Below are 23,194 nucleotides of genomic sequence, written 5' to 3' on the forward strand. Positions count from 1 at the left end.
AATAAAACTCTTAAAATTAAAAATTCTTATAATAACTATAAATAAATCAAATAAGCAACTTTATTTTAGTATAAATAAAAAAATGATATACTTTAGGAAATATTTCTAAAGTGAGGTGAATATCTATGTTTACTATTAATAACTTTGCTTTTGATTCTATAAAAAGATTAGATGAATTAAAATTAAATAATTGCCTAGACATAAGATCTTATAAAAAAAATAGAAAGGTTGTTATAGAAAAACTAGAAAATTCCTTTAATGTATATGAAGATGGTTATGAAAAAAGAGAATTTTTAAATATTTCAAAGGAAGAGTTAAAAAAACTTTTAAAAACTATAGAAAAAATTGAATTTCCTAGAAGTAATAAGCTTAGAGTATATGTTTTAGAAAACAAGGAACAAAGTATATGTAGAGCAAATTATAGAGAAGAAAATATAGTTGATGAAGAAGAAGAAAAACTTTCTGTTTTTATAGAAACATCCTATAGCTCTTACGAAGGAATTAAGAGTTTAATTGAAAGTTCTAATGATTCTATAGTAGAAGTTGATTTTTCTCACAAGGTAATAATAAAATCAAAACTTTCTAAAGAAACCTATGAAAGCTTAAAAAATTATGTTAAAGATAAACAAGATACAGAGATTTATGCTTACTAAGTATAAATCTATTAATTTTTTTAAACTCATTAAAGAAAAACTCCATCCTAAAATTGTTTAGGATGAGGTTAATCTAATTATTTCTTAAAAAATTCTCTTATTTCTTCCATCATTCCTTCTTTATTTTCCTCTAAAATCTTTATTCTATTAACATTAGCTCCAGAAGGATGGGGAAACCCTTTAAGAATTTGCTTTTCATTGATTTTTCCTTCTTCACTTAATTTAAGAAGAACTTCCTCTACAGCCTTACCTAGAGGAATTATTAAAATATTTTCAAAATCATTTAAACTTTTAATTTCATCTAAAAAATTTGTATATACATATTTCATTAAAAAATCACTCTTTATAAGTTTTGGCGTATGCCCTGTATAATTTTTACCTTTATAAAATACAGCATAGGGAATTAAGGAAACAGTATGCATTAAATAATCCTTTTCATAAAAAAGTTCTTCACAATCCTCTATCCCTAAAGCCTTATTAAGCTTTAAATAGTTTAGCATTTCTATAGTATTTTTTCTTAATACTCCACTAAAACGTCCTGCAACCTTACATTTATATATAATATCTTCTACAGAACTTCCCTTTTCTATTTCTTCTCTTGCTTTTAATATAGCTACACTCATCTGATTAAAACCTGGTGTAATTCCAACTATAAAAATTTTAGCATTTTTATTTATATACTCATTGTGAGGTGCATAATAAACTTCAAGGTCTCCACTTTTATCAACTAGAAAATCTTTTGTCAAAAGGTCTTCCTTAGTATATTTCTTTTTTAAAGGTAATTTTTTTATTGCCTCTTCATAATCATAAAAAGTTTTTTTCATAATATCATCTCCTATTTGTTAAAGTAACTATAATATTAATAAAATCTTATTTCAAGAACTTAACATAACTATATTTTTTAATTTTTTGTAACTTTTATGTCATTTTCATAAAGATAAAATTATGTATAATTAATGTTAATTTTGTGTATAAAATTCATAAATTTTACATTTTTGCTTAACAAAAAAATATTAAGGAGAATTATTATATGACATTTTGGAATAATATTTTTAATAGTGTAAATAGCTTAGCAGGAAAAAGTTCTTTTTTAGATATAATCATGCTTTTTATCTCTAAAAAACTTCCTTATATAATGCTTTTTATGGTTATTATACTTTATTTAATAGGAATTATAAATAATAATAAAAAAGCTAGAGGTATTGCTGTAGACACAATAGTTTTTACTGTAATAAATCTAGCCTTATCAGTAATTTTAGGACACTTTTTTTATGCTCCAAGACCTTTTGTAAAAGACCCTAAAGCAAATCTACTTTATTACCACAAGGCAGATTCTTCATTTCCTAGTGGTCATTCTGTAGGAAGTATGAGTATAGCATTAGGACTAAATAGATATAATAAACTTTTAGGAATAATCTCTATAATCTTTTCTCTTTTAATAGGATTTTCTAGATTATATGTAGGACATCATTATCCGCAACATGTTTTATTGTCTTTTTTAATGGTCATTATACTTAATATTTTTTATATAAAACTTTTAAGTAAACCTGTTCAAAAAATATATTTTTCTATAGAAAAACATGTTCCAATTTTAAAAAATTTAGTCTATGTAAAATAAAAAATAGAAGCTTTATTTAAAAGCTTCTATTTTTTATTTTATAAACCACAATCTATTTCTATTTCATTATTAAAATTGTACTCTTCTTCTCCAAAAAGTCCTTCAATAAAATCTGGCATAAAATATTTTTTACTGCTACTTTTTAATATATTTTTATCTATATTTTTATACTTTTTTAAAATCTCTTTAGCTTCCTTTAAATTATCATTCATTGACCTTTCAATTGCCATTGCCTCTTTTGATTCTAAATTTCCACCACCATGATATAAAAATTCTCTTAAACTTATTAAGGAATCTCTAAATTTTTCATTTAATTCTTCAATGGAAACTATATCTTCTTTAGAAATATTATCAAAAGCTTCTTCTTTCTTTTCTCTACTATATAATCTATCTCCTATTAAGAAATAGCTTTTTTCAGAGGAACTGCTAAAAAGTGATTTTAAATCTGTTAAATCATAAGATTCTAAAGCCTCTATATTTTCTACATTATATTTATTCTTAAAATCTTCTAAGGAAATTTTTTCTATTCTTATTTCTTTCATAATTTTCTCCTTCTTAAATCTTTATCGCCTTAATTTTAATAAACAATACCTTATATAAAAATTTAAATAATATATATACTATATTAAATTTAAATTTTTAAATTTGCAATAAGTTAAAATAAGCTTATATAAAGTCATATAAAAAAGTTGATTTTTATAAAAATAAAAATCAACTTAAAATTTACTCTCTTATAAACTTTTATTTAATAAGCAACTGCTCTTTTCCATGAACAAGAATTGTAAGTAAATCGTTATATGGAGTACTTATATTAAATTCTTTTCCTTTTTTTGATACATATCCATTTATATAGTCTATTTCAGTAAGACGATGATGTTGTATTAAGTCTTGATGCATTGATGGATAATGTGCTCCTGCTTGACTTGGGTCATAAATTGCCTCTATTCCTCTTGCCACTTCTTCAACATCTAAGTTTACTCCATATTTACATGCAATACTTGCAAATTCTTTTATTATATTACGTATAAGCTCTGGTGCTTCTTTTAATTCACCAAACTCTTTAATATTACAATCTAAAATTGTACATCCACTATTTAAAGTTCCATTTACACAAGCTTTACGCCATATAGAAAATAATACATTTTCACTATAATGAGCTTTTAATCCAGCATTACTTAAAACATTACAGATTTCTCTTGTTTCCTTTTCCATGCTTTTATGAATATTTTGAACTTCTAAACTTCCATCTCCTGTTAAAACAACATGTCCTGGTCCTTTTAATCCTGCTGTCCATAAAGTTACTCCCATAAGTATATTCTTGCTATTAACATACTTTTCTAAGGTTTCATTATGTCCTAATCCATTTAAAAGACATAAAACCTTTGTATTTTCTCCTAATATTCCCTTTATAGACTCTAACATAGGTTCTAATCCCATAGATTTAGTAAATAATATTATAAGCTCTGGAACTTCTTTAGCCTCCTCTGGTAACATTGCTTTTATTTTTATCTTTTTATCTTCTCCATTTTCAGTAACAGTAAGACCTTCCTTATTTATAATATCAACATGTTCTTTCCATGCATCTATTAATTTAACATCATTACCTGCTTTATTTAGCATATATCCAAATCTTGAGCCCATAGCTCCTGCTCCAACAATTGCAATTTTCATTTGCTTAACTCTCCTCTTTATGTTTTTATAAATTAAATATATTTAAAAATATTTTTATCATATAAGTGAATAACTTTTCTTAAAAATAAATCTATTAAAAAAGCTCCTACAAAAGGTATTATAAAAAAGGCTATAATTACTTGCAATATAGTACTTGTAGCTCCTAAAGTATTTATTGCAGCTAAAGGACCTACTAAACCAACTATTCCAAAGCCTGCACTATTTGCTGTTCCTATTATGTTAAATAAATAAGCACCTATTCCACTTAATATTCCATTTAAAATTATAGGAACTGCAATAATAGGATATTTAACAAGATTAGGCATCATCATTTTCATAGCACCTAATAATATAGACAAGGTAACCCCACTTTGATTTACTCTAATTGAACCTATAACTAAAATTGCTGTACATGCTGTAACACCTATAGCTGCTGCACCTGCTCCTAAACCAGCTATTCCTATTGCTATTCCTATTGCAACAGTAGAAATTGGTGAAATAATAAGTATTGAAAAAGAAACGCTTATTAAAATACACATTAATAAAGGTTGCAAAGTAGTAAAATTGTTCATTATATTTCCAATAAATATAGTTATTTGTCTAATATAAGGCAATATAAGCATTCCTAAAAATCCAACTCCAGCTCCTGCTATAATAGGAAGTAATAATATAGTTAAAGAACCTAACCTATTTCCTATTAACCTAATAATATATACAGATATAAAGGAAACTAGCATAATATTAATCAAATCTCCGATACCAACCATTTGAACTCCAGCTTCACTAACTTTAAAGGCTCCAGAACCTAAAAATACTGCAGCTCCAACAATTACTGATTGCATTGCATTTAAATTAAATTGTAGTCCAACTAATACACCTATTATTACAGGAACTATAAACTGCATAACATTTACAGCGTTATAAAGAGTAGAAAATATAGGTGAAACATATAAAAAGTTCTTAAAAATAGCTCCTAATATAGCATTAGGTATTAATCCTACAACTATTCCAGTTGCAGTACCAGCTAAAATCTTATTTAAGTAATCTTTAGCTTTTAAATTTTCTTTTTTTAATTCTTTCTTTTGTGCCATAACAATCTTCTTCCTATAATAAATTTTTTGCTAGTTAAATAACATTGCAAAATTCACTAAATATTATTTCTCTGAAAAAATTTATTATTCAAGGATTTTGTAATAAGAAATTTCAATAATAAAATCTAAAGTTAATACCTTTTTATGTATTTTAAAAGAAAACTTTGTAAGTAAACGATTAATAAAAAAGATATTTTTCTTATTTGGGAATATTTTTTATTTAATATAGATTATTATATGATATAATATTTTGGCTAATGAAAATTATTAATTTACAAAAGAAAGGAGATATAGAAAATTAAAAATAAGAAAAATTTATTTTTAATTCTTCTATTTAAAAAGAATGCTAGATGTTTTAGGTTTAATATTATCTTTAATACTTATAATGTATCTTGCTTATAAAGGTTATTCCACAATTATAACAGCACCTATTGTAGCCTTAGTTACAATACTATTTATAACTGGAATTAACTCTCATTTTATGGCAACTTACACAGAAATATATATGACAGGCTTTGCTAATTTTATAAAAAACTATTTTCCACTTTTTATGACTGGAGCAATCTTTGCAAAACTAATGGAGGAAGTTGGTTATGCAAAATCTATTGCACACTTTATTACTAAAAAGCTTGGAAGAGAAAAATCAATACTAGCTGTTGTATTATCTGGTGCTCTTCTTACTTATGGAGGAGTTTCCTTATTTGTAGTTGCATTCATACTTTTCCCTATAGCTTCTACTTTATTTAGAGAAGCTGATATTCCTAAAAGACTTATCCCTGGAACCATAGCCCTTGGTGCTTTTACTTTCACTATGACAGCTATGCCAGGTTCTCCTGAAATACAAAATGTAATACCTATGAAGTATTTTGGAACAGATACCTTTGCAGCTCCTATTATAGGTCTTTTAGCAAGTGTTATTATGTTAACTTTAGGTATGTTATGGCTTACTTATAGAGCTAAAAAGGCTAAAGCTAAGGGAGAAGGATATGGAAATCATAAAGATGCTTTAGTTACTGAAAACTACAAAAATTTACCAAATATATTTAAAGCTATTTTTCCAATTTTAATAATATTTGTAGTAAATCTTTTTTTATCAAAGGTTTATTATGAAAATATAGATGGAAGTTATTTAAAGGATTTTAATACAACTTTAAGTAACGTATCTGGAACTTGGAGTGTAATAATAGCAATTGTTTTAGCTGATTTATTCTTAATTGTAACAAACTTTAAAAAAATCAAAAATTTAAAAAAGGTTTTAGATAAGGGAGTTACAAATTCCTTTAAACCTCTACTAAACTCAAGTGCTATAGTAGGTTATGGAAGTGTAATAAAATCTTTATCAGTTTTTACTCTTGTTCAAAGTGCTATATTTGGACTTTCCTCAAACCCTATTATTTCTGAGGCATTATCTGTTAATTTAATATGTGGTCTTACAGCCTCTGCTTCAGGAGGTCTTGGAATATCTTTAGATGCTCTATCTCAAACTTATTTGCAGATGAGTCAATCTTTAAATATTTCCCCTGAAATTCTTCACAGAATAGCCTCTTTATCCTCTGGTGGATTAGATACTCTACCTCATAATGGTGCAGTAATAACAACTTTGGCAATTTGTAGCTTAACTCACAAAGAAGCTTATAAAGATATGCTTGTTACCTCTGTACTTATACCTATATTTACAACAGTTGTAATTGTATTGTTAGTTTCTTTAAGATTTTCATTTTAAAATAAAAAAGGCTGTAGTTTAAAACTACAGCCTATAACAATTCAAAATTATCTTCTATTTTGTTGTTGTTTCTTAGCTCTTCTACAAGCCATACATCTTGTTGGCTCATTATCGAATCCTTTTTCTTTGTAGAATTCTTGCTCTCCTACTGAAAATACGAATTCGCTTCCACAATCTCTACATGTTATTATTTTATCTGACATAAACATTCCTCCTGAAATTAAAGATTCTAAATCGATATAATAATCCCTAATTTACGAGAAACTATTTACCTAAATGAAACTTTTTTTGTTAGCTTTTTGCTACCCTCTTATATTAACACACTATTAACATATTAGCAACTTATATTTAAAATTTATTTTTTAAAAGATTTTATTTAAATTAATTTAAATAAAAGTAACCTAATAAAAGCTTTAATAAAAATAAAAAAAATACTATACTTATAAAAGAATACTTATTCATTTATTAAAAATAAGGAGTTTATGTATGAATAAAAAAGATATACTTGAATTAAAAAAGCGTCTTAAAAAAGACCATTGCACCTTTACAAAAATGTGCGGTTGTTATGTAAATGGTGAAAAAAATATTATTTTAAACTTTAAAGAAACCTTTCTTAATCTAGATGAAGATGAATATTTTAAATATCTAGAAATAGCAAAAAAAGTTCTATCTGGTACTATAGGTAACAATATATTAGAACTTACCTTTCCTTTAAATGAGTATCTTGTCAATGAAAAACAAGTATCTCTTATGAATTTAAAAAATAGTAAATTAAAAGATGATGAACTTCTTAATGATTTTTATAGATTAATTATTGATAACTATGATTATACAGGAAATTTTCTAATACTCCTTTTCCATGATGCTTATGATGTAATAACTAAAACTAAAGATAATATTAAAATAGATGAATCTGAAGAGGTTTATGAATATATTTTATGTGCTATATGTCCTGTTTCTTTATCAGAACCTGGTCTTAGATATTTTGAAGAAGAAAATGAAATAAAATCTAGAATAAGAGATTGGGTAGTTGAAAATCCTTCTACAGGTTTTGTTTTCCCTGCTTTTACAGACCGTAGTTCAGATGTAAATTCTCTTATGTATTATACTAAAAATCCTAAAGATATACATGAGGAAGTTATGAAAAATATATTAGGATGCACTCCTAGACAAAGTGCAACTTTACAAAAACTAGCTTTTAAAGATATTATAAAATATTCCTTCCCTGATGAAGAAGAAGGGGAAAAAGCCTTTATGGAAGTACAAGAAAACTTACAAAACATGATAGAAGAACATAATTCTATGTATGAAGATATTTTAGAGAAAGAACCTATGTCCTTAGGAGATAAGGATATTCAAACCATACTTATAGAAAGCGATATTCCTGAAAATATTAAAGAAGAAATCGAAAAATCTTATATTGATAATTTTAAGGAGGATATTCCTTTAGCTGAAAGCTTAATAGATAAAAAAACTTTAAAATTAAAAGAACAAATAAGAAAAGAAGAACATCTTGAAAAACAGGTAAAGGTATTAAAGGATAAGCTTGAAGAAGTTAGTAAGGAAGCTGAAATTTTAAAAGAAGAAGAGGATGAGAATAATATAGATTTAGAAAAGGATTATGATATTATCCTTAAAGTAAAGCCAGAAAAAGTTCAAGAAATCAGTTCTCAAATAATAGAAGGTAAGAAATGCTTAGTAATACCTATAAATGAAAATGAACAAACAAAGGTAAATGATTTAGAAGATTTAATTTAAGTAAAGGGCTATAGGAAAATTTAACTTCCTATAGCTCTTTTTTTAAATATATTTTAACAAAATATTTAGCTTGTCTATCCTTTTTAGGAAGAAAAAAGCTATATTGAACAAAAATTAAAGCCTCTTTATTCTTGTTTAAATTAATATTCATAGATATTATATAATCTTCTATCTCTTTTAAACTTCCATAAAAATTTGTTGCATAAAAAACTCCTTGAATATTTTTCAAGATAGGCTTTTCCTTATATTCTATCTTTTTTAAAAATTCCTTTATATAATAATTCTCTCTTATAAATATAAATTCATCCTCTTCTATAGAAAATCTTCCTTTATCTATTTTATAAAAATATAATTGTCTTTCCTCTTTTAGTTTTAATAATTCTAAATTTTTATTTTTCTTTAAAATGCTTTCTATCTTTATTCCATAAACCTTAAAACTTGTTTTCACTTCTTTTATTTTCTTAAAGTCATATGTATTTTCAAAATTTTTAACCCTTTCTATTACTTTTTCACTATTATCTAAAGAACTTTTTAAATTTTTTAATTCTATTATTTTGTCATCTATTATTTTCTTTTGTGTCTCTATTAAATCAGAATAGGCTTTTAAATCTTCCTTTTCTATAACTCTTTTTATTTCCTTTAAACTAACTCCTAAATATTTTACCCCTAAAATTAAGGCTAATTGTTCTAAATCTCTAGTATTATAAAACCTATAATTATTTTCTTTATTAACTTCAGCTTTTAAAAGTCCTATTTTATCATAATACCTTAAGGTATCTTTACTTATATTAAAAAGCTTTGCCACTTCTCCTATAGATAGTTTCATAAATTCACCCTCTCTTTTAAAAGATTATATAAATATAATATATCATGTCTTGACATTAGAGTTACTCAATACTTTATACTTACTTTTTGAATAATATATTTTAAAATAAAAAAAGGATTGATAATATATGGATAATTTAATTTTTAGAGATTTAAAAAAAGAAGACCTTACTTATTTAGAAAACTTAACTTCTGAAACTTTTTGCTTTGATAAATTCATACATAATGAAATTCTTTTAAAAGAAATAGTAAAATCTTACTTAAAAGAAACACTTAAGGAAAGCTCTTATGCTAAGGTAGTTTGTAAAGATTCAAAGGTTTTAGGATTTATCTTATGTAAATCTGATAATGATAAAAAAAGCTTTGAAGAATTATATTCCTTAAAAGAAAAGAACTCTTTAGAAGACCTACCAGTAAAAGATGAAAATGACTTTCTTGAAATTGAAGAATTTATAAAAATAAAAGAAGGTTACTTAAGTCTTTTAAAAGACAAAGAAAATTTATTTGATAGTTCTATAAATTTATTTGTTATTTCTAAGGAAGCTAGAGGCTTAGGACTAGGAAAAAAATTATTAAAAGATGCACTTTCTTATTTAAAATCCAAAGATTCTTCTTCCCTTTATCTTTTTACAGATAGCAGATGTAACTATGGATTTTATGATAGTCAAGGATTTAATTGTTTATGCAAAGCAACTTTACACATAAAAACCATAAATTCTGACTTAGAAATATTTCTTTATTCTTATAAATATTAAAAAAATAAAACCTTTCTTAAAATTTAAGAAAGGTTTTATTTTATTCACTATAGTATTTAACCTTATTTACTACTCCCTCCTTATTAAGAACTAACACATAGCCATAATATGAAATTTCATAAATATCTTTATTTTCTGGTAAAGTATACTTTCTTCCAATTAATATATTTCTAGTATTATCTTCTCCTAAAACTTCTTCTAAAACAACCTCTGGTCCTTCTTCTTTAATATTTTTTAATTTATCTTCAATAGTTTCTATATTTTCTCCTATTATATTAATATCACCATATCTCACTATATCTTCATTTATTGTAGCCTCTTTTACACCAACCTCATTATCATCAAACTTAACTATTATATTACCAAAATCATAAGTATTATCTCCTAAGTACTTAAAAACACCACTATTAAATTTTTTCTTTGCACTAAAAACATTTAAATTTTTAAAGCTACTTTCATCTCTTATATCTAAAAATTTACCTTCTAAAAATCTTTTTTCATCATAATCATAAATATTTTTAGGGAAATTAATTTTTAAATCTTCGTATTTACTACTATCTTTCATTAAAAAGAAATTTATAGGCTCATAAAACTTTATAGTAGAATTTTTTAAAGTTGAACTAGAATTTGCAATTAATAAATTTCCTTCTCTATAAGCTAATATTTCTTGATTTGAATAGAAAAAATAAGGCATTATTACAAAACCTAAAATTAAAATAAAGCTTACAAAAAAAGATAAGGATATAGTAATAGCCTTAAAAAAACTTCCTACTTTTTTCTCCTTACAAATAAACTTAATTATTATAATGTTTCCTAAGAAAACTATTAAAAATTTACATAAAAGCATTAAATTATCTAGATTTTCTCTAAACTCAATTCCATTTTTCATTAAAACTCTTTTAGATATTATGTAAAAAATATAAATTACAATATTCAAAAGAAAAAACAGAACTAAAAAGTTCATTTTTTTGTTTTTCATAAAATTATCCCCCTTTTAAAAATAAAATGAAAAAATATGCCCCCTTATATTATAATATATGTAAAAGCTAAAGAAAATCTTTAAAAATTTTAAACTCTTGGAGGAATTATTATGAAATATGAACTTATAATATTTGATGCTGATGAAACATTATTTGACTTTGAAAAATCTGAAAAAGAAGCTTTTAAATTAGCTATGAATGAATTTAACATAAACTATAATGAAAACTATCACTTAAAAATATATAAAAAGATTAATTCAAGCCTTTGGAAAGATTTCGAAAATGGTCTTATTACTCAAAAATCTCTTAAAATAGAACGCTTTAAAAGACTTTTTAATAAGCTAAATTTAAATATTGATGCAAATACTTTTTCAAATTCTTACACAAAATATTTATCTTCCGCTTCATTTTTATTTGATGATTCTCTTAACCTTATAGAAAATTTAAAAGATTTTTATAAACTTGCTATAATAACAAATGGATTAAAAGTTGTGCAAGAGAAAAGAATAAAAAAATCTGAAATTGCAAAATACTTTGAAGCTATAGTAATTTCTGAAGAAATACTAATTTCAAAGCCTGATAAAAAAATATTTGACTATACATTAAAAGAAATGAATTTTAATGAAAAAAATAAAGTCTTAATGGTTGGAGATAGTTTAAATTCTGATATTCAAGGAGGAATAAATGCAGGATTAGATACCTGTTGGTATAACCCTAAAAAAATAGAAAATAAAAAAAATATAAAACCTACCTATGAAATAAATACTCTTAAAGAATTAGAAAACTTACTGATTAAATAAAATAATAGCTAGTTTTATTTAAAATAAAACTAGCTATTATTTTACTATGTACTTAAATTATAATTCCATTAAAATGGTCTATTTCATGTTGTATTATCTCTGCAATAAATCCCTTAAAAATTTCTCTATGCTTATTAAAGTCTTTATCAAAATATTCAACTTCTATAATTTTATATCTTAAGGTTTTTCTAAGACCTTCTAAAGATAAGCAACTTTCTTCTACCTCATAAGGCTTTTCACTCTTTAATATAACAGGATTAATCATAGGTACTATTAAATTTCCTAAAGCAAAAACAAGTATTCTTTTTCTAACACCTATCATATTAGCAGCCATTCCAACACAGTTTTCTAAATTTGCTCTTAAAGTATCTGTTAAGTCATAAACAACTTGAATATCCTCTTTTGTAGCCTCCTCTGACTTTTGACTTAAAAATAAAACATCTTTAACTATTTTTTTAACCATACTATCTCCTTTTATTATTAACATAATTTACTTTAACTTACTTAAAATATAACTTTAATAAACAAATATGTAAATATGTTAATTAATATTTAATATATTAATAAAAAATGGTAAAATAAATAATATGAATTGAAATGGGATTAAAAGGAGTGACTTTATGAGTTTTTGTTGCAAAGATTTATTTCAACTTAAATATTTTTCAAAGGCAAAATTAATTGCTGGTAAAAATGGTTTAGATAACCAAATTTCTTTGCCCTATGTAAGGACAACAGAATCTATTTCAAATTGGCTTTATGGGGGAGAACTTCTCTTTGTTATTTATAAAGATAGTAATGAAAATATATCTTTATTAATTGAAGAATGCATACAAAAAAAACTAGCTGGAATTGTTATTTTAATTGATGAAAAAAATATAAGTCAAATTACTGAAGATATGATAAATAGAGCTAATAACAAATCACTTCCCTTATTTATAATGCCTTGGGATATAAAATTAATTGATATAATTCAAGAAATATTCCTAAAAATAGAACAAAAAAGAGAGGAAGCTAAAAACGGAAAGCACTTTCTTGAATCTCTTCTTTTTTCACAAGACCAAATAAATGATAATATAAGTGTATTAGCAGAATTTTATAATATAAAATTAAGACCTTTCCATTATATTAGCATATTAAAAATGAGAAATTCCTCAAAATCACCTTATGATATAAGCTCTCTTAGTAAAAATATCTCTAGTTCCTTAGAAGATATTTTAAAAGGAAATAACTACACCTTAATTCATATGGAATATGCAAATTACATATTAAGCTTAGTTTTTAGCAATGACTATGAAGATGCTAAAAAATCTATGGAATATATTGAATCTGGATTTAAGCTTATGTCATCAAAATACTCTGGTAATGTAGAAATGAACCTAAGTTTTAGTCGCATAAGAGAAAGTGAAGAAAATATTAAGGCAAGCTATAAAGAAGCTTTTAAAGCACTTTCTATGATTGATATGTATGATAACGATTCAAAGGTAATTAAATATAATGAACTTGGAATTTTAAGACTTTTTATTGAACTTTCTGAAATAAAAGATGTTCATCAGTATTGTTATGAAAATATAGGACCAATTTTAGAATATGATAAAAGTCATGGAATGAATCTTTTAGAAACCTTAAAATGCTACTTTAAAAATAATAGGCATCTTTTAAAAACTTCTCAAGAATTATTTATTCATAGAAATACTCTCTTATATAGATTATCTACAATTAAAAACCTTCTCAAGAGAGATTTAGATGATGCTATGACTGACCTTGAGCTATTTAATAGCATACTTATTTTTGAATTTTTAAATCTACAAAACAAGCTATAAATTATAGTTTTAAAATGGACTATATAAAAATAAATTTTATTTTTATATAGTCCATTCTTTTTCATTTGTTAAGAAATTATATTAATTTGCAATTGATTTTTTCACTTCTAAATTAGCATTTTTAGCTTTTGGTTTTTCTTTAGCAAAGGATAAAATTAATACTCCTGCAAAAATTAAAGCACATGCAATTATTTTCATAGGTGTTATTTTTTCTCCTAAAAGTATTGCTCCAAATACAACGCTAGTTATAGGTTCAAAAGTACTTATAACAGCGGCTTCACTAGCCCCTATATATTTAATACCAACTTGTAATAAAGATAAAGCTACTACTGTACAAAGGAAAGCAAATACTGCTGATAAAATCCATGCTTTAGGTGTTAAATTAGTTAAAACAAGTTCCTTTGTAATTATGCCATAGATAAACATTCCTATACTAGATGCTACTGCAACATAAAATGTTATCTTAAAAGGTGGTTCACTTTTTAAACCACTCTTATCCATAAAGATAATATAAAAGGCATAAAACATTCCTGAAGCTACAGCTAATATAAGGCCTAATATAGCACTTTTACCAACGGATTCTGATGTTAAGGCAGTTAGGAAAAAACATCCTATTCCTGACATAGCAACAATCAAAGCAAATACTTTTTGTTTGCTTAATTTTTCATGGAAGAAAATAACACAACCTAAAGTTACAAAGATTGGATAAGTAAAATGTATTGGAGTAACTATTCCAACATCTATACAAGCAAATGCCATATTTAACATTAAAGTTGTGATTGCATTTCCTACAAATCCAAGTATTATAAGGTCTCTAAGTTGTTTTTTTGTTACTCTCAAATCTATTTTTAATAGTAAAATTATTACTAATAAAAATGGCAAACTTAAAAAATTTCTTAAAAAGGTCAAGGTTACTGGATTGCTTCCTTCAAGTCCATAGGTCATTGGTCCTAAGGTAAAGGCAAAACCAAAGGTAATTGAAGATAGCATTGTTAAAATAATTCCTTTTAATTTCATAGTATCCCCTACTTCTTTTTTAAAATTTATCAAATACTAATTTAATATTAATTAAAAGCTTTGTCAATTATTTTGATAATGTTTGGAATAACATCATCTACCATTATTTTTCCTCTTTCTGCTGAAGAAGATTTAGCTGAGGCAAGTATTCCTGTTTCTGGAACAATATCCTTTTCAATTGGGTATCTATAATAAGTTGCTGGACTTGCATTTTCTGTATCCATTATTTTATCTTCTCTAACAAGTTCTGGTGCAAAATACATCATTAATGAAGTTTCTGTAACAGCAGCATGTTCTAAAGCCCAACCTGGGAATGGTACTTCATCAAAAACTTTATCAATTACATCAGGAGACATTGGATCCCACCAGTTAGTAAGAAGTAATTTTACTTTATCTCCGTATTTAGCTGAACATAAATCCATAGCTTCTACTATAAATGCTTCGTTTTCAAAATGAGCACTTAATATAAATATTTTTGTAAATCCATCACGTACAAATTCATCTATAATATCCATTACTAAAGCTTGTAATGTAGCTCCATTTAAATCTATAGTTCCTGGGAATAATGGTCCACCACCACTTAATGGTTTTGATTTATATCCATATGATAAAGCTGGTGCAACAACCCCATTTATTTTTTCAGCAATTCTATAAGCAAACCCCTTTGCTATTACAGTATCTACACAAGTTGGAAGATGTGGTCCATGTTGTTCTGTAGATCCTATTGGTAAGATGATTACATCATCTTTTTTCTTCGCAAATTCTCTCCATGTCATGTTTTCCATTTTTACATTTTCGTACATAATAAAATCCCCTTTTCTTGTCTTAATATTCAGCTCATCTTAGTTTATCAATTGATTTTTAGCTAGAATATTCACTTAAATCCTTTACAATAAAAAATTTATTAAATACCTAGCTAAAAATCAAAGCTTCTTAAAATATAGCTTCTAGCTGAAAATTCTTTAAATGAATTTTGCTATGTTCTCAGTATACAATGAGTAAAATTTTGTTACAATGTACTAAAAATACAAAACTCTTTACCAAAATATGTTCTTTATGTGCACAGTAATATTAAGCTATTATTGTATATTTAATACAATGACTACAGAAATCTTTCATGCTAAACTTTCTTTATTGACAACTTAAATTACTAAAAGCAATTATAAAATTTTAATTTTTTCTTTAATAATATAAGTTAATTTTTTTAGTAAAATACCAAAACTGAAGGGAGAAATTTTAAATGAAAACTATTTTATTTAAAAATGCTAGATTAAAAGGAAAAGAAACACCAGTAGATTTATTTGTAGAAAATGGTGTATATAAAGAAATAGGACCAAATCTTTCTGAAAAATATAAAGATGTAGAAAGTTATGACTTAAAAGGAGACCTTGTTGTTCCTCCTTATGTTGACCCACATATACATTTAGATTATGTATACACAGCTCGTATGCCTGGCGCAAATAATGGAACAGGAACTCTTTTTGAAGGAATTCAAAGATGGTCTGAAACTAAAGGTAATATGACAATAGATGAGATTAAAGAGCGTGCAAGAATAGCTCTTAAAAAAGAAATTCTATATGGAACACAATATATGAGAACACATGTTGATGTAACTGACCCTAAATTTACTGGATTAAAAGCTATTATGGAATTAAAAGAAGAATATAAAGATATTATAGATATACAAATTATTGCCTTCCCTCAAGAAGGAATGTACTCCTATAAAGGTGGAGATGAATTAGTAGAAGAAGCCTTAAAAATGGGTGCTGATGTAGTTGGTGCTATTCCTCACTTTGAATTCACAAGAGAAATGGGAGAAAAATCTGTTAAGAAAACTATAGAACTTGCTTTAAAATATAATAAATTAATAGATGTTCATTGTGATGAAACTGATGATGATCAATCAAGATTTGTTGAATTATTAGCAGCAGAAGCTTACTTAAACGGAATAGGAGAACTTACAACTGCAAGTCATGCTTGTGCTATGGGTTCTTACAACAATGCTTATGCCTTTAAATTATTTAAACTTTTAAAATTATCAAAAATGAATTTCATATCATGCCCAACAGAAAATATTCATTTACAAGGAAGATATGATACTTATCCAAAAAGAAGAGGTCTTACAAGAGTTAAAGAATTAAATGATGCTGGAATTAATGTTTGCTTTGCACAAGATTCTATCTCAGACCCATGGTATCCTTTAGGAAATGGTAATTTAATGAATATACTAGATGCTGGTATTCATATATGTCATATGATGTCTGTAGACGAAATAAATAATGCCTTAGATTTAATAACAGTAAATGGTGCTAAAACTCTTCATATTCAAGATAAATATGGTATAGAAGTTGGAAAAGATGCTAACTTTATAGTTTTAAATGCAAAAAATGAATTTGATGCAATTCTTGAAAGAGTTGGAGTTAAATGCTCTGTAAGAAAAGGAGATTTCTTATTTAAGAGAGAACCTGAAGTAATAGATACAAATATAACTTTATTAAGATAATTTAATTTTAAAGATTACAAATATATTAAAAGTAAAATAGATTAAAACCTACAAATCTATTATCTTAAAATATATTTGTAATCTTTATGATTTTTAACTTAATTAATATTTTCATTAGCATACTTAAAACCTTTTAATTTATTAAAAATAGTCCTACTTTATCCTCTTCTTTTTCCTTGTTTAATCCTTCACAGTATACTCCATAAAAAATTATCCACCTGTAAATTTAATTAAAAATTTTGAAAAAAATAATTTCTATTTTATTTCTTTTATGATTTAAATTCCCTATTTTATAAGCTTTCACAAAAAATTAATTTAAATTTAATTGATATTTTTTCTGTTTTATTGCATAAATAAAATTTAAATAAACTTATATGATAAAATTCTAATATTTAATATTAATTTTAATAAAACTTTATTTGAAGAAAGTATCAATTTATACATATTTAACTACAAATACTTTGTTAAAATAGTATATAATATTAGTAATACTTAGCGTATTAATTAAGTTTAAATTCTTATCACATCAAGATTCTATGTAAAAAACAAAAAGACAAAAAAATTACAAAAAAATAAGAACTATAGAAAGGATTTATTAATTATGATTTTTACTTTTTTATCCAATTTAGTACATATTATAAACTTACTAACTATTTTTTACATGATTTTTAAAGAAAATCGTTCTTCAAAAAGTATAATATCTTGGACATTAGTATTAATTATATTACCTTACGTAGGTTTTATTCTATTTTTAATATTAGGTAGAAAAGTTAATACTAAAGATATTTTTATAATGAAAAAATCTGAACTTAAGCTTTTCAATAAATACATTAAAAGCTTAAAAGGTACAAACTCTGTAAAAGAAGATTTAAAAAATTACAAGCATTACGATACTATAAAAGCTATTGAAAGCATGGAATATTCTCCTTATAGAGAAGATGTAGAAACTAAAGTTTTTTTTGATGGTAAAGAATTATTTGATGATATGATAGAGAGCTTAAAAGCAGCTAAGAAAAGTATAAATATAGAATTTTACATATTTAAAACTGATGACTTAGGTAGAAAAATTCTAAATATACTTGAAGAAAAAGCAAAAGAAGGTTTAGAAGTTAGACTTCTTTACGATTCTGTAGGAAGTAGATCTACTAACAGAAAAAAATTAAAATCAGCTATAGATGCTGGAGTTAAAGTTGGAGAATTCTTCCCTTCAATGCTTAAATTTATAAACCTAAACATGAACTTTAGAAATCACCGTAAAATAGTAGTTATAGATGGTAAAGTAGGTTATGTTGGTGGATTTAACGTAGGAGATGAATATTTAGGAAAAGACCCTAAATTTGGTTATTGGAGAGATACTCACATAAAATTCATTGGTGATTCAGTAAGAGATTTAAATTTAAGATTTTTAGCTGACTGGAGATATGCAACTAAGGAAGATTTAGATTTAAGCCACTTAATAGATTACAAAAATGAAGAAACACCATCAAAAAGAGTTGATTACTCAAAATGTGGTATGCAAATAATATCTAGTGGACCAAACCCTAATAACTTCTATGAAATAAAACTTTCTTATTTAGAGCTTATACAAAAGGCAAAGAAATATATTTATATACAATCCCCTTACTTAATATTAGATAATAGTATAGCTGATAGTTTAAAACTTGCTTCTATATCAGGTGTTGATGTAAGAATAATGATACCTGGTAAGGGAGACCATCCTTTTGTTTATTGGGCTAACTTAAAATATGCAGGAGAATTATTAAACTTTGGTGTTAAAATATATCACTATGACAAAGATTCCTTCCTTCACTCTAAAGCTTTAGTTATTGATGATGAGGTTTGTTCTATAGGTACAGCTAATATGGATACTAGAAGTTTTGAATTAAACTTTGAGGTAATCGGTATGCTATACTCTGATGAAATAGCTAAACTTCAACGTAAAGCGTTTGAAAAGGACATGCTTGTTTCTGTAGAATTAACTAAGGATGAATATGTAAATAGAGGTAACTTAGTTAAATTTAAAGAGTCTTTCTCAAGACTATTCTCTGCATTACTTTAATAAAAAAACTCCCTTATATAAAGGGAGTTTTTTTATTTATTAAAATATTATTTTACTTGCACAAATACCTGTAGCTACATTTCTATTTCTTAATCCTATAGTTGAAATTTTCATATAAAATTTTCCTACAGCATCACTTAAACATTTTTTATCTTTATAATTTCTAAGAGATAATAATCTTAATTTTTCTGCTAAGCTCATAATCTCCTCTTGAAAATCCTTTCCATTTTCTAAGGAATCTTTAAAAGAAACTAGAATCTCTCTTTCTTCCTTTGAAGTTTCCTTGTTTAATATTAAATCATAAACAATTCTAAGTATATTTTCCTTATTGTCTTTAGTTAATTTCTCCAAAATAATACCCCCTAAATACTTATTATTACTTTTATTTAATTTATTTCTATTAAATACACACTTTAATTTTAACATTAATTTAATATTTTTTAAAATTTATATTTATTAGTCAAAGAAAAAATAAGCCATAATATTTATTATGGCTTATTTCTATTTATTTTTATTCATTTGATTTTAAAGCATCAATCATATTAACCTTCTTTAACTTAATATGCATAAGTATCATAACTATTACTGTGAAGAATATAGTTATTAAGGCTGCTGCTACATAACTTATAAAGCTTACATTAGGATACATCATCATAGCATCTGATTCTGCTGTATTTAATATAAAGGCATGTAATAACTTACCTAAAACAGAACCTGCTAGTATTCCTAGAATTGTTAATATTATATTTTCTCTTAAGATATACATAGTAACCTCATTATCAAAGAATCCAAGAACCTTTATAGTACATAACTCTCTTATACGCTCTGAAACATTTATATTATTTAAGTTATATAAAACTACAAAGGCTAATGCACCTGCTGATAATATTATTACTAAAAGTACTACATTCATATTAGCAGCTGACTCCTTAGTTGTTTTTTCCATTTGAGAAGTCATAGTTACATTTACTACATCCTTACAGCTCATAAGTTTTGAAGAAATATCTTCATTTGACATTTCACTTTCATTAAAGTTAACAAAGTCTGTATTGTAAATTAAATTCTTTCCAAAGACTTTTTCATAATAAGAAGGAGACATATACATTGAATGCATAAGATAATTTTCTGCTACATTACTTACAACAACCTCATAAGATTTATCATTTTCATCCTTAAAGGTAATTGTATCTCCCCTAGAAGCACCTAAAAGCTTTGCTAATTTTTCGCTTATTATAACCCCTTCATCAGAAATCTCATAAGTTTCTCCTGATTTTCTATCATTTAAAACTACAAAGTTTCCTATTTCTTCTTTATTTTCTGGAACATAAAGAGTAACTGTTTGTTTATTCATACCCTCTTTTTCAAAAATCATAGCTTCTTGATGCATTCTTAAATTATTCTCATATCCTGAAATAGAATTTAAAGTTTCATTGTAATTTTTTAATTCTTCCTCAGTAGGTTGCTTTCCAAACACAACCATAGTTTCATACTTCCATAATTTCTCAAACTGCTTATTAGTCATAATATTATTTGAATCCTTAAGACCAAAACCAGTAACTAAAAGTGCCATAGAACCAGCAATACCAAATATAGTCATAAACATACGCTGTTTATATCTAAATATATTTCTAAAAGTTACCTTTTGATTAAAGTTTAATCTCTTCCAAAGAGGAGTAATTCTTTCTAAGAATATTTTCTTTCCTAACTTTGGCGCCTTTGCTCTCATTAAATCAGAAGGTTTATTTTTTAACTCAACTCTTACTACAAATAAAGCTGCTCCAACAGTACAAAGTAGTGATATAACTAAAGCTTGTACAATATAAGAAATATAATAGTGAAGTTCTATTTTTGGAAGGAAATATAAACTAGCATAAGAATCATTTATTATTTGAGGAACTATATTTACTCCCACTAATATACCTAATATACATCCAAATATACTTGCTAAAGCTGCATATATTAAGAATTTTAAAGATATTTCAAAGTTTCCATATCCTAAAGCCTTCATAGTTCCTATTTCTATTCTCTTTTCTTCAACCATTCTTGTCATAGTTGTTAAACAAATTAATACGGCTACTATAAAGAAGAATACTGGTAAAACAGCTGCTATACTATCTAAGCTTTTTATGGAATCCTCATATCCTAAATATCCTGGATTGTCAGTTCTATCAAAGATAAAGTAATTACATTCTTCTAAACTGCTTAAAGCTTCTTTTTCTTTATCTTGAACTTCCTTTTTTCCTTCTTCTAATTTTGTTTTATTTTCATCTATTAAATTTTGTCCTTCTTGTAATTTATCTTTAGCAGAATTTAATTCTCCTTGAACCTTTGAAAACTCTGCTTCTGCCTTACTTTTTCCTTCTTGTAAAGATTTTTTTCCTTTGTTTAATTCCTCAAGGCCTAAATTTAATTTATTTTCTGCCTCAGAAAGTTTACTTTTACCTAAATTAACTATTTCTAAATTCTTTTCATATTCTTTTACTCCAAGGTTATATTTATTAACTTTAGAAACTAAAAGACTTGCTTTTGAAATATTATTTTTAACTACGCTCTTTTCATTGTTTAAAGAAGATAAAATATTTAAGGCAATCTCTTTATTACTAGGTTCCTTTTCTAGAGAATCTAATAACTTAGTAACTTCGTTTAATCCTAGGCTATTAGCTGTATTTTTCCAATTTATAATCTTATCCTTAGGTATTTCTTCTCCCTCTGAAATATTGTTAACAGTAGAATCTATGTCCTTATAAAAATTTTCAACTCCCTTAGATAAATTATTTAAACTTTCTAAGTTGCTATTTAATTTACTTAAATCCTCAGATGGATTAATTCCTAATTTTAAAAATTCTTCTTTTCCTTTATCAAGTACAGCTTTTAAAGATGTTAACTTTTCTTCTCCCTCTGCTATATTTGCTTTTTGTTTATTAATCTCATCTTTTCCTAAGTTTAACTGTTCTTCTCCCTTTAGAATTTTATCTTCAGCATTGCTAATACCATTTTCAAATTCTAACTTTTTATTGTTAAACTCTTCTTTACCCTCTTGTAATTTTATTTTTCCTTCTTGTAATTCTTTTTCTTTATCTAAAATTAATTGTTCACTTTCTTTTAACTCATTATAAGGATTTTTAAATTCCTCTTTTACTTCATTTTTTACCTCATCAATTCTTTCTATTTCTCTGTTAGAATATAAATTTTCAAGATATTCATTATTTTCTTCCATTAAATTTTCATACTCAGTTCCATAAGCATTAAGCCCTCTAACATTCTTAAACCTTACATAAACTTCAGTAAAAAATTTCATATTGATATCATCTTTATTTATAACAGCAAAATAATCTACAGTTCCTTTTCCTACAGTACTTGTCCCTCTAGATTCTCTTTCAATATACATAGGACTTCTTACCATACCAACTATTTTAAATTTATTACCTTTAAAATTTTTCATGGTATCTTCATCAGTATCTAAAACAAATTCATCACCAATTTTTAAATCCTTATTTAATTTGAAAGCTTTCTCATCTAAGGCTATTTCTCCACTATTTTCTGGAGCCTTTCCTTCTAAAATAATTAAATTATTTATATTACTATCTTTATCATACTCCATAAATCTAACTAAATTATTTCTATTAGTTAAATTTACATCTATACTACGAGTACCATAATAATCTAAAATATTAGGGTCATTTTTAAGTATATCTAAATCTTTTTCACTTAATCCTAAAGTTGAAACAATCTTACTATCCATAAGATTATTATCACTATAAAATTTATTTATAGTGTTATTCATATCAGGACCTGAAGATTTTATTCCAGAATAAAAAGCAACTCCTAAAAATATTATTACCATTATAGAAAAGAACCTAGCTTTTGAAGATAATATCTCTCTTACTATGGATTTTTTATAAGCCTTCATAAAATCTTCTC

Annotated in this window: 21 protein-coding genes; 9 read left to right on the forward strand and 12 right to left on the reverse strand. The window is 25.2% G+C overall.

The window, feature by feature from the left end; translation table 11 throughout:
- Positions 1 to 125: 125 nt before the first annotated feature.
- The gene (locus AC4FQV_RS07530; protein ID WP_491138035.1) at positions 126 to 653 is read left to right on the forward strand and encodes a hypothetical protein; all 528 of its coding nucleotides are present in this window, start codon (positions 126 to 128) and stop codon (positions 651 to 653) included.
- A gap of 77 nt (positions 654 to 730) precedes the next feature.
- Here the strand turns inward: AC4FQV_RS07530 and AC4FQV_RS07535 are convergent, their stop codons facing one another.
- Positions 731 to 1,477 (reverse strand): hypothetical protein, encoded by a 747-nt coding sequence (locus AC4FQV_RS07535; RefSeq protein WP_491165239.1) that lies wholly within the window; start codon positions 1,475 to 1,477, stop codon positions 731 to 733.
- Positions 1,478 to 1,683: 206 nt separating this feature from the next.
- Between AC4FQV_RS07535 and AC4FQV_RS07540 the strand changes: the two genes are divergently transcribed.
- Positions 1,684 to 2,271 carry a phosphatase PAP2 family protein gene (locus AC4FQV_RS07540; protein WP_491165240.1) on the forward strand — a complete coding sequence of 196 codons (588 nt, stop codon included), beginning with the start codon at positions 1,684 to 1,686 and terminating at the stop codon, positions 2,269 to 2,271.
- Between the two features lie 38 nt (positions 2,272 to 2,309).
- Here AC4FQV_RS07540 and AC4FQV_RS07545 read toward each other — a convergent pair whose 3' ends face one another.
- The 3 genes from AC4FQV_RS07545 to AC4FQV_RS07555 form a co-directional block, all read right to left on the reverse strand.
- On the reverse strand, positions 2,310 to 2,813 hold the full coding sequence (locus AC4FQV_RS07545; protein ID WP_491165241.1) for a hypothetical protein: 504 nt from the start codon (positions 2,811 to 2,813) through the stop codon (positions 2,310 to 2,312).
- 199 nt (positions 2,814 to 3,012) lie between these two features.
- The gene (locus AC4FQV_RS07550) at positions 3,013 to 3,942 is read right to left on the reverse strand and encodes a 2-dehydropantoate 2-reductase (protein ID WP_491165242.1); all 930 of its coding nucleotides are present in this window, start codon (positions 3,940 to 3,942) and stop codon (positions 3,013 to 3,015) included.
- Between the two features lie 32 nt (positions 3,943 to 3,974).
- The gene (locus AC4FQV_RS07555) at positions 3,975 to 5,033 is read right to left on the reverse strand and encodes a PTS sugar transporter subunit IIC (RefSeq protein WP_491138028.1); all 1,059 of its coding nucleotides are present in this window, start codon (positions 5,031 to 5,033) and stop codon (positions 3,975 to 3,977) included.
- A 343-nt stretch (positions 5,034 to 5,376) separates the two neighbouring features.
- Between AC4FQV_RS07555 and AC4FQV_RS07560 the strand changes: the two genes are divergently transcribed.
- Positions 5,377 to 6,756, forward strand: a complete 1,380-nt coding sequence (locus AC4FQV_RS07560) for a GntP family permease (protein ID WP_491165243.1) — start codon at positions 5,377 to 5,379, stop codon at positions 6,754 to 6,756.
- Positions 6,757 to 6,803: 47 nt separating this feature from the next.
- Here the strand turns inward: AC4FQV_RS07560 and AC4FQV_RS07565 are convergent, their stop codons facing one another.
- Positions 6,804 to 6,959: a zinc-ribbon domain-containing protein gene (locus tag AC4FQV_RS07565; RefSeq protein WP_491138026.1), complete on the reverse strand. Its 156-nt coding sequence runs from the start codon at positions 6,957 to 6,959 to the stop codon at positions 6,804 to 6,806.
- A 283-nt stretch (positions 6,960 to 7,242) separates the two neighbouring features.
- Here AC4FQV_RS07565 and AC4FQV_RS07570 point away from each other — a divergent pair, with 283 nt between their 5' ends.
- Positions 7,243 to 8,514 (forward strand): DUF4317 domain-containing protein, encoded by a 1,272-nt coding sequence (locus tag AC4FQV_RS07570; protein WP_491165244.1) that lies wholly within the window; start codon positions 7,243 to 7,245, stop codon positions 8,512 to 8,514.
- Positions 8,515 to 8,542: 28 nt separating this feature from the next.
- Here AC4FQV_RS07570 and AC4FQV_RS07575 read toward each other — a convergent pair whose 3' ends face one another.
- Entirely contained in the window at positions 8,543 to 9,340 is a 798-nt protein-coding gene (locus AC4FQV_RS07575; RefSeq protein ID WP_491165245.1) for a MerR family transcriptional regulator, read from the reverse strand.
- A 127-nt stretch (positions 9,341 to 9,467) separates the two neighbouring features.
- Here AC4FQV_RS07575 and AC4FQV_RS07580 point away from each other — a divergent pair, with 127 nt between their 5' ends.
- A complete protein-coding gene (locus AC4FQV_RS07580) occupies positions 9,468 to 10,094 on the forward strand; it encodes a GNAT family N-acetyltransferase (protein ID WP_491138022.1) in 627 nt (208 codons plus the stop codon).
- 40 nt (positions 10,095 to 10,134) lie between these two features.
- Here AC4FQV_RS07580 and AC4FQV_RS07585 read toward each other — a convergent pair whose 3' ends face one another.
- The gene (locus tag AC4FQV_RS07585; protein WP_491165246.1) at positions 10,135 to 11,073 is read right to left on the reverse strand and encodes a hypothetical protein; all 939 of its coding nucleotides are present in this window, start codon (positions 11,071 to 11,073) and stop codon (positions 10,135 to 10,137) included.
- A 111-nt stretch (positions 11,074 to 11,184) separates the two neighbouring features.
- Here AC4FQV_RS07585 and AC4FQV_RS07590 point away from each other — a divergent pair, with 111 nt between their 5' ends.
- Positions 11,185 to 11,874 carry a YjjG family noncanonical pyrimidine nucleotidase gene (locus AC4FQV_RS07590; RefSeq protein WP_491165247.1) on the forward strand — a complete coding sequence of 230 codons (690 nt, stop codon included), beginning with the start codon at positions 11,185 to 11,187 and terminating at the stop codon, positions 11,872 to 11,874.
- 52 nt (positions 11,875 to 11,926) lie between these two features.
- Here AC4FQV_RS07590 and AC4FQV_RS07595 read toward each other — a convergent pair whose 3' ends face one another.
- Positions 11,927 to 12,337: a peptide deformylase gene (locus AC4FQV_RS07595; RefSeq protein ID WP_491165248.1), complete on the reverse strand. Its 411-nt coding sequence runs from the start codon at positions 12,335 to 12,337 to the stop codon at positions 11,927 to 11,929.
- Between the two features lie 157 nt (positions 12,338 to 12,494).
- On the opposite strand from AC4FQV_RS07595, the gene AC4FQV_RS07600 reads away from it, so the two are divergent.
- The gene (locus tag AC4FQV_RS07600) at positions 12,495 to 13,694 is read left to right on the forward strand and encodes a PucR family transcriptional regulator (RefSeq protein WP_491138017.1); all 1,200 of its coding nucleotides are present in this window, start codon (positions 12,495 to 12,497) and stop codon (positions 13,692 to 13,694) included.
- A gap of 81 nt (positions 13,695 to 13,775) precedes the next feature.
- Here the strand turns inward: AC4FQV_RS07600 and AC4FQV_RS07605 are convergent, their stop codons facing one another.
- Positions 13,776 to 14,711: a DMT family transporter gene (locus AC4FQV_RS07605; protein ID WP_491165249.1), complete on the reverse strand. Its 936-nt coding sequence runs from the start codon at positions 14,709 to 14,711 to the stop codon at positions 13,776 to 13,778.
- Positions 14,712 to 14,758: 47 nt separating this feature from the next.
- Positions 14,759 to 15,514, reverse strand: a complete 756-nt coding sequence (locus AC4FQV_RS07610; RefSeq protein ID WP_491138015.1) for a creatininase — start codon at positions 15,512 to 15,514, stop codon at positions 14,759 to 14,761.
- A 437-nt stretch (positions 15,515 to 15,951) separates the two neighbouring features.
- Here AC4FQV_RS07610 and codA point away from each other — a divergent pair, with 437 nt between their 5' ends.
- Both codA and cls read left to right on the forward strand, forming a co-directional pair.
- The gene (gene codA, locus AC4FQV_RS07615) at positions 15,952 to 17,214 is read left to right on the forward strand and encodes a cytosine deaminase (RefSeq protein ID WP_491165250.1); all 1,263 of its coding nucleotides are present in this window, start codon (positions 15,952 to 15,954) and stop codon (positions 17,212 to 17,214) included.
- 601 nt (positions 17,215 to 17,815) lie between these two features.
- On the forward strand, positions 17,816 to 19,273 hold the full coding sequence (cls, locus tag AC4FQV_RS07620) for a cardiolipin synthase (protein ID WP_491165251.1): 1,458 nt from the start codon (positions 17,816 to 17,818) through the stop codon (positions 19,271 to 19,273).
- 39 nt (positions 19,274 to 19,312) lie between these two features.
- On the opposite strand, the gene AC4FQV_RS07625 is transcribed toward cls, so the two are convergent.
- On the reverse strand, positions 19,313 to 19,624 hold the full coding sequence (locus tag AC4FQV_RS07625; RefSeq protein WP_491138011.1) for a bacteriocin immunity family protein: 312 nt from the start codon (positions 19,622 to 19,624) through the stop codon (positions 19,313 to 19,315).
- 160 nt (positions 19,625 to 19,784) lie between these two features.
- A complete protein-coding gene (locus AC4FQV_RS07630; protein WP_491138009.1) occupies positions 19,785 to 23,183 on the reverse strand; it encodes an FtsX-like permease family protein in 3,399 nt (1,132 codons plus the stop codon).
- Between the last annotated feature and the right edge of the window lie 11 nt (positions 23,184 to 23,194).

It is taken from the genome of Clostridium sp. TJA038, assembly GCF_058310255.1.

What these genes read in the sequence shown, in the direction of transcription:
- AC4FQV_RS07595 (WP_491165248.1), bottom strand. Translation starts at nt 12,337, where the DNA reads ATGGTTAAAAAAATAGTTAAAGATGTTTTATTTTTAAGTCAAAAGTCA.
- codA (WP_491165250.1), top strand. Translation starts at nt 15,952, where the DNA reads ATGAAAACTATTTTATTTAAAAATGCTAGATTAAAAGGAAAAGAAACA.
- AC4FQV_RS07590 (WP_491165247.1), top strand. Translation starts at nt 11,185, where the DNA reads ATGAAATATGAACTTATAATATTTGATGCTGATGAAACATTATTTGAC.
- AC4FQV_RS07570 (WP_491165244.1), top strand. Translation starts at nt 7,243, where the DNA reads ATGAATAAAAAAGATATACTTGAATTAAAAAAGCGTCTTAAAAAAGAC.
- cls (WP_491165251.1), top strand. Translation starts at nt 17,816, where the DNA reads ATGATTTTTACTTTTTTATCCAATTTAGTACATATTATAAACTTACTA.
- AC4FQV_RS07600 (WP_491138017.1), top strand. Translation starts at nt 12,495, where the DNA reads ATGAGTTTTTGTTGCAAAGATTTATTTCAACTTAAATATTTTTCAAAG.
- AC4FQV_RS07565 (WP_491138026.1), bottom strand. Translation starts at nt 6,959, where the DNA reads ATGTCAGATAAAATAATAACATGTAGAGATTGTGGAAGCGAATTCGTA.
- AC4FQV_RS07535 (WP_491165239.1), bottom strand. Translation starts at nt 1,477, where the DNA reads ATGAAAAAAACTTTTTATGATTATGAAGAGGCAATAAAAAAATTACCT.
- AC4FQV_RS07605 (WP_491165249.1), bottom strand. Translation starts at nt 14,711, where the DNA reads ATGAAATTAAAAGGAATTATTTTAACAATGCTATCTTCAATTACCTTT.
- AC4FQV_RS07540 (WP_491165240.1), top strand. Translation starts at nt 1,684, where the DNA reads ATGACATTTTGGAATAATATTTTTAATAGTGTAAATAGCTTAGCAGGA.
- AC4FQV_RS07550 (WP_491165242.1), bottom strand. Translation starts at nt 3,942, where the DNA reads ATGAAAATTGCAATTGTTGGAGCAGGAGCTATGGGCTCAAGATTTGGA.
- AC4FQV_RS07580 (WP_491138022.1), top strand. Translation starts at nt 9,468, where the DNA reads ATGGATAATTTAATTTTTAGAGATTTAAAAAAAGAAGACCTTACTTAT.
- AC4FQV_RS07575 (WP_491165245.1), bottom strand. Translation starts at nt 9,340, where the DNA reads ATGAAACTATCTATAGGAGAAGTGGCAAAGCTTTTTAATATAAGTAAA.
- AC4FQV_RS07555 (WP_491138028.1), bottom strand. Translation starts at nt 5,033, where the DNA reads ATGGCACAAAAGAAAGAATTAAAAAAAGAAAATTTAAAAGCTAAAGAT.
- AC4FQV_RS07560 (WP_491165243.1), top strand. Translation starts at nt 5,377, where the DNA reads ATGCTAGATGTTTTAGGTTTAATATTATCTTTAATACTTATAATGTAT.
- AC4FQV_RS07545 (WP_491165241.1), bottom strand. Translation starts at nt 2,813, where the DNA reads ATGAAAGAAATAAGAATAGAAAAAATTTCCTTAGAAGATTTTAAGAAT.
- AC4FQV_RS07610 (WP_491138015.1), bottom strand. Translation starts at nt 15,514, where the DNA reads ATGTACGAAAATGTAAAAATGGAAAACATGACATGGAGAGAATTTGCG.
- AC4FQV_RS07530 (WP_491138035.1), top strand. Translation starts at nt 126, where the DNA reads ATGTTTACTATTAATAACTTTGCTTTTGATTCTATAAAAAGATTAGAT.
- AC4FQV_RS07585 (WP_491165246.1), bottom strand. Translation starts at nt 11,073, where the DNA reads ATGAAAAACAAAAAAATGAACTTTTTAGTTCTGTTTTTTCTTTTGAAT.
- AC4FQV_RS07630 (WP_491138009.1), bottom strand. Translation starts at nt 23,183, where the DNA reads ATGAAGGCTTATAAAAAATCCATAGTAAGAGAGATATTATCTTCAAAA.